Genomic DNA, 3,856 nt, shown 5'->3' with positions numbered 1-3,856 from the left:
TCTCCACATTGCTTGCCTGTGGGGAAGGAAACCGAATCGAAGTCCTCAAGCGAATAAAAAATCCCCATTCGCTTGGCTCTTTATACACCGTGGTCACGGCATACCTTGGGTTTAAACCCAATAGTGATGAGGGGAAGGTCATGGGTCTGGCCCCCTATGGTGGACCAACCTATCTTCAGAATTTCCGAGAAATCGTACAGCTGAATGAGTGTGGCGAATTCAAGATAGATTTGAGCTATTTCACTTATCACATACTCGGAGGCTACGGAGTCTCTCCGAAATTCCTCAAGCTCTTTGGGTCAGCCCGAGAGCCGGAGAGCGAGATTCACGAAAGGCACGAGGATATAGCTTGGGCTCTTCAAAAGGTGACGGAAGAAGCAGCTCTTCACCTGGCGAACCATCTCTATTCAATCACCGGTGAAAAAAACTTGTGCGTAGCCGGTGGCGTGGGATTAAATAGCGTCATGAACGCAGCTTTCCTAAGAGAAAGCCCCTTTGAGCACATCTTCATCCAACCAGCGGCAAATGATGCCGGAACATCCCTGGGTTGTGCCCTATACATATGGCACATGCTACTGGGGAGGGAGAGAAATTATATTATGGAACACGCTTATTATGGTCCCGAATTTTCCAACGATGAGATCAAAAGGACCTTGGAAAATCACGGGGTGCCCCACAGCTACATCGAAAATCCGGCTAGGATTGGCGCAGAACTCGTGGCCCGGGGCAAAATTGTGGGTTGGTTCCAGGGAAGGATGGAGGCTGGGCCAAGAGCTTTGGGCAACCGAAGCATCCTCGCCGACCCACGTGATCCAAACATGAAGGATATTCTAAATAAAAAAGTAAAACACCGAGAAAGTTTCCGCCCGTTTGCTCCTTCTGTGCTGGAAGAATGCGCGAGAGAATATTTCGACGATTACTATCCTTCCCCCTTTATGCTCCTGGTCTTGCCCATCAAGGAAAGCAAAAAAGGAATGATTCCCGCTGTGTGCCATGTGGATGGTACGGGTAGACTCCAAACGGTCACTGGTGAAGAAAACCCCGTTTACTGGGAGTTAATCAATGAGTTTAAAAAAATCACGGGCATCCCCTTGGTTCTAAACACCTCTTTTAATGTGAGAGGACAACCCATCGTTATGTCACCAGCGGACGCCTTGGAGTGTTTCCTCTCCACGCAACTGGATTGTCTGATTATGGGGAACTATCTTTCGGAGAAGGATTAAGATTTTATTTGACGCAGGTGGCATTCTCCGCATTGAGTTTGATTTGCGGAGTGATGTGGATAATAAAATAGCATGGCCTTCCTCATATAATAAAACCATTGGCAGAAGAGGATCAGTATTATGAGGATGAACATGGCTACGATATTTATCTTTCTTTCCCCCATGGAACCCCACCTTTTTCTTCGCAATATCCTACCATCAACTTTCCATTAGGTCAAAAAATTTCTGTCGATAGTCCATGGTCAATATTAAAATTATTGGCGTTAGTACAAATTATTGAATTTCTTTAACTTGTGTAGTAGCTTCTCTGGTGAAAGCCAACCTCGAAAGGAATTTCGGTGAAAGTGTATCCTCGCAAAAAACCTTACATTTCTCTTATACTCATAACCCTCCTCCTTTTCAGCGTCCATTTTTGCTGCGCTGGTTGCAAAAGGGAGCCCACCTCCGTCGATAAGGAGCGAAAGACCGCGAAGAAACCCGTCTATCACGTTTACCAGATAGTTATAAAGATCCCAGAGGAATTGGAGAAAATCACATTTACAAAGATCGGGAGAAAAGGGTCCTTTACCCAGGCGATGAATACTTTCAGTACTTGAGGGAATGCTCCGAGGGTGTATTTTACTCCTTCGAGGATATTGCACCAGGGATTGTAGATGAAGATTCCCTCAAGTTTCAGATAGAGAGAGGGGAGATCGTGGTCATACTCGATTACGCCCATCCCCTCTATTTTTACACATTAAGCGATGGCAAAAGATCGGGAATGGATCCAAAATATGACAGGGATAAACGTGTTTTCTTCGTTGTAACCGGTGAGGATGTGAGACGAATGGAAGAGCGGAGGGAGGGAAGTGCTTTCTATGTTGGTTCCGGAAGAACAATGAGTGTATTTATAGCGGACCTTCCCCTGATGACGCTCAGGGATATGGTCAACGCATACTGGGCAAAGGAGGGCTTGAAATGAGCAGAAAGAAAAGAAGCCGCCAAGACCCTCTCAGCCGATGAGGCAGTTGGAAAAGCAGATAAAACACCGAGCGATCTCAGACCAATCTGGCGTTTCGACACCGATAAGGGCGAGGAAGTTCACGTTGATGCCTTCACGGGCGAAGTTCTGTCAGCACCATTAAGATAACCACATTTGAAAAATTCTATCTTTAAGGGTGTACATGTGTAGGAAGGTACACCCTAATTTTATGTAGCAATACAACCGACCTATTATGATTAAACTGCATTTACTCAAGGATGGGTTAGAATCTTTTCAATGATATATCTTTAAATGTTTTGAACGCGATACATCGACGGCTTTTTGCTTGCAAAGGCAACCAAACCCTGTAAAATATTTCTATAGGCTCATAACCATATAAAACAAAACTCGTGTTCACCGTCAACCGTGGACCGTTCACCGTTTTTAAGATTTAGAATTTTCTCGGTGAACGGTAAACGAACATCGTTCATTAATTAGAGGTGAGGAATTGAAGAAAGAAATTTTACCTCCCGCATACAATCCGAAAGATGTGGAAGATAAGTGGTATTCCCACTGGTTTTCCAAGGGATATTTTCATGCTCCAATCGATAAGAGCAGAGAGCCCTTTACCATTGTCATTCCTCCCCCCAACATCACGGGCTCATTGCACATGGGACATGCTTTGAATAATATCCTCCAAGATATCGTTGTTCGAAAGAGGCGCATGGAGGGCCGTGTTACCCTATGGCTTCCTGGGACGGACCATGCGGGCATTGCCACTCAAAATGTGGTGGAGCAGGAACTGGCCAGGGAAGGCCTTACTCGCCAGGACTTAGGGCGTGAGAAATTTCTGGAGAAGGTTTGGGAGTGGAAGGAAAAGTATGGCACCACCATCATAAATCAGCTGAGGCGCCTTGGTTGCTCCTGCGACTGGGATCGAGAGAGATTCACCATGGATGAGGGCTACTCACGGGCGGTTAAAACCGTCTTCGTCAGGCTATTCAAGGAGGGTTTAATCTATAGGGGAAATTACATCATAAATTGGTGCCCTCGATGCTACACTGCTCTTTCCGATCTTGAGGTGGATCACGAGGAGAGAGTGGGGAGCCTGTGGTACATAAAATATCCCTTTGTGGATTCCCAGGAGCATTTGACCATAGCCACCACTCGCCCGGAGACATTGTTGGGTGATACCGCCGTAGCCGTCCACCCCAGTGACGAAAGATATCAAAAATACGTGGGAAGGACTTTAATCCTTCCTATCCTGGGAAGAAAGATTCCCTTAAGAGCCGATGATGAATACGTCGATCCGAAATTTGGAACGGGCGCGGTTAAGGTCACCCCAGCCCACGATCCTAACGACTTTGAGATAGGGCAACGCCACAAGCTACCTCAGGTGGTTGTCCTCACACCCGATGCTAAGATAAATGAAAATGGTGGACCTTATAACGGGATGGATAGATACGAATGCCGTGAGGCGATCCTCAAGGATTTGGAGAGGGAAGGATTGCTGGAGAAAGTGGAGCCTCATCTCCACGCCGTGGGCCGCTGTTATCGCTGTGAAACCGTCGTGGAACCCTATCTTTCCGAGCAATGGTTCATTAGGATGAAGCCACTGGCTGAATCCGCCATTAAGGCCGTGAAGGAGGGCAAGGTTAAATTCACCCCAAAG

At 46.6% G+C, this 3,856-nt stretch carries 5 protein-coding genes and 1 pseudogene; 5 read left to right on the top strand and 1 reads right to left on the bottom strand.

Features of this window, described 5'->3' with window-relative positions; all coding sequences use genetic code 11:
• Positions 1-1,223 (top strand): carbamoyltransferase C-terminal domain-containing protein (locus tag AB1466_07230; protein MEW6189876.1); only part of this gene is annotated, 1,223 nt, incomplete at its 5' end.
• Here the strand turns inward: AB1466_07230 and AB1466_07225 are convergent.
• Positions 1,220-1,387 (bottom strand): hypothetical protein, encoded by a 168-nt coding sequence (locus AB1466_07225; protein ID MEW6189875.1) that lies wholly within the window; start codon positions 1,385-1,387, stop codon positions 1,220-1,222. The genes AB1466_07230 and AB1466_07225 overlap by 4 nt on opposite strands.
• Before the next feature lie 174 nt (positions 1,388-1,561).
• Here AB1466_07225 and AB1466_07220 point away from each other — a divergent pair, with 174 nt between their 5' ends.
• The 4 genes and pseudogenes from AB1466_07220 to AB1466_07205 all read left to right on the top strand — a co-directional run.
• A complete protein-coding gene (locus tag AB1466_07220; protein MEW6189874.1) occupies positions 1,562-1,819 on the top strand; it encodes a hypothetical protein in 258 nt (85 codons plus the stop codon).
• On the top strand, positions 1,816-2,184 hold the full coding sequence (locus tag AB1466_07215) for a hypothetical protein (protein ID MEW6189873.1): 369 nt from the start codon (positions 1,816-1,818) through the stop codon (positions 2,182-2,184). The genes AB1466_07220 and AB1466_07215 overlap by 4 nt, the downstream gene beginning before the upstream one ends.
• 45 nt (positions 2,185-2,229) lie before the next feature.
• Positions 2,230-2,352, top strand: a pseudogene (locus AB1466_07210) (hypothetical protein).
• Positions 2,353-2,692: 340 nt separating this feature from the next.
• The coding region (locus AB1466_07205) for a class I tRNA ligase family protein (GenBank protein MEW6189872.1) at positions 2,693-3,856 on the top strand (1,164 nt) is incomplete at its 3' end.

Source organism: Actinomycetota bacterium (assembly GCA_040755895.1).
Taxonomy (GTDB): Bacteria; Actinomycetota; Aquicultoria; order Subteraquimicrobiales; family Subteraquimicrobiaceae; genus Subteraquimicrobium.
The sequence above is the reverse complement of the archived record's forward strand: the minus strand, read 5'-3'. Positions and strand labels throughout refer to the sequence as shown.

Coding starts and splice junctions, on each gene's coding strand:
- AB1466_07225 (MEW6189875.1), bottom strand. CDS start 1,387: ATGGGGGAAAGAAAGATAAATATCGTAGCCATGTTCATCCTCATAATA.